1 protein-coding gene is annotated in these 2241 nt (G+C 60.2%); it reads right to left on the bottom strand.

What is annotated here, in order from left to right; all coding sequences use genetic code 11:
* Positions 1-75: 75 nt before the first annotated feature.
* Positions 76-1605, bottom strand: coding sequence for a group II intron reverse transcriptase/maturase (gene ltrA / locus AX703_RS10140; protein ID WP_369821009.1), 1530 nt, complete (start codon positions 1603-1605; stop codon positions 76-78).
* Positions 1606-2241: the final 636 nt, after the last annotated feature.

Below are 2241 nucleotides of genomic sequence, written 5' to 3' on the forward strand. Positions count from 1 at the left end.
AGTGGAGTAGGAAGCGCATAAGCGCTTCCCCTCCCCGAACCGTACGTGCACCTTTCAGCGCATACGGCTCTCTATTCAACCTTGGCCCAAGGCCATGGCGACATCACGATAGCGGGAGGTGACGGTGTTTCGGAGCTCGTCCCGATAGATGTAGGGATTTCGCTCCGGATTCCGCCACCGGAACTGCATCTTCTGGCTTGTGGCCAGTCGTCGCAGCGCCTTGCCGACGGCATTGCCCTGATTGCTTCGACCGTAGACCAGCCACGTCTTCGATTGGCCGGTTTCCGGCATGCGGTACCATTTACGCATCAAAGGCTTGATACGGGACCGGTACTTCTGCGCCAACCAGTGCGCCATTTTCCAAAACACGACGGTGTCGATGCGCCGGAATGTGCGCGCCGTGAAGTCGGTGAACCTGTAGAACGCAGCCCATCCCGCCAGCTGGCGGTTCAGACTGTCGATCATGTCCACCGCGGCAACCTCATGATTGCCGGAGAGTGCCTCGACCAATCGGCGAGCGAAGGTCTTGGCCTTCTCCTTGGGTATCGTTGAGACCACGGACATGCGTCCGCTCGATCCCCGCCTGCGGATGATCCGGTGCCCGAGGAACACGAACCCGTCGTCGACGTGGGTGATATGGCTCTTGTCCATATTCAACGTCAGCTTCAGGTCGTCTTCCAGAAAGGCCCGGCATTCCTCGCGGATGGCCTCGGCATGTGCCTTGGTGCCCTTGACGATGACAACGAAGTCATCGGCGTAACGGCAGTAGGCGACAGCAGGTTTCCATTGCCGGTTCTCGCGAACCGTGATGGGGCGCCCCTGCTGGATGCCGAAGTTCCATGCCCAGCGATCCTTTCGCGCCTTGTCGCTCAGGTATTTCGCCTCCAGCCACGCATCAAACTCATGGAGCATGATGTTGGACAGGAGCGGCGACAGCACGCCGCCTTGCGGTACACCTTCGCTTGAGGCGACGAACAGGCCACGGTCGACGTGGCCCGCCTTCAGGAATCGCCAGAGCAGATCAACAAACCGATCATCCCGGATTCGCCGCCGAACGCAGCGAAGCAGAAGCCGGTGGTGGACCGTATCGAAGTAGCTCGCCAGATCACCTTCGATGATCCAGCGGCCCCGCGCTCCGGCACCACTATCCTGCAACTGTATCTTCACGGTCCGGACAGCGTGATGCACGCTGCGTTCCGGCCTGAAGCCGTAGGAGAGGCGATGGAAGTCGCTTTCCCAGATCGGCTCCATGGCCATCAGCATCGCGCGCTGGACGATGCGGTCTTTCAGGGTCGGGATACCAAGTGGTCGTTTCTTGCCATTGGCTTTCGGGATATAGATTCGCCTGACCGGCTGCGGGTGATAACTCCCCGTCAGCAAGTCCGTTCGCAGACTGGCCAGCTGTTCTGCCAGTACGGCCTGCATCCGCCGCTTGTCCATTCCGTCGATGCCCGGCGTATTGGCGCCACTCGACGCCAGCACGATCCGAGCCGCCTCGGTAAGCCACGCCCGATCGGCAATGAGCCGGAGAAGGCGATCGAACTTGCGGTTCTGGTCGCTCTCGGCCCACGTCGCGAGCTTGTGCTGCATTTCGCTGATTATCAAAGGTCTTCACCTCGTTTGGTCAGGTAGTTTGCACTTCAAGCTGATTGAACTGTCCCCCTTTGCCATGTGACAGGCTTTCCCTGTCGCGGACTACTACGGGGACTCCGCCAGCATGGTGGACATCGGGGCCAACTCCCTTGGCATTCCATCATGCCTTCCCTCGTTCATATGCTGGACTTTCGCGCGCTGGGGAGGCTGCCGGTCGCAGTCCTTGTCCTTGCGTCCCGCAAGTCGATGCCGATGCCATGGCCTGGCTGCATTCTCTCCATGGCTCCATGCGGACGGGCTACATTTCCGGCCACATTCGGATGTCGCCGACATACGTCTCCGGCGCCATCATCAGCATTCCGCCTGTTAAGCCGTGTAGGCGAAGGCGACATTTCAGCCCTCGGATGCGGATTAACCGGTTCGTGTTCCTCAACCTTCCAGCGCTACAGCCTCGGGGACCATCTCGGCGTAACGGCTTCGCCTCAATCCCCTTTACCTGCGGGCTACGTCACCCTGCCAGTTGACGGCAGGTCACCGCCGCTTGGGCTCATGCCCCCTCACAGCAGAGGACAAGGCATTCGTTCAATTCCTCCTTTCTCCTTTGCATTCCAGTCATATGCACCCCGGACCATCCGGGACGAGGCGCAC

The organism is Novosphingobium sp. CCH12-A3 (assembly GCF_001556015.1).
Classification (GTDB): Bacteria; Pseudomonadota; Alphaproteobacteria; order Sphingomonadales; family Sphingomonadaceae; genus Novosphingobium; species Novosphingobium subterraneum.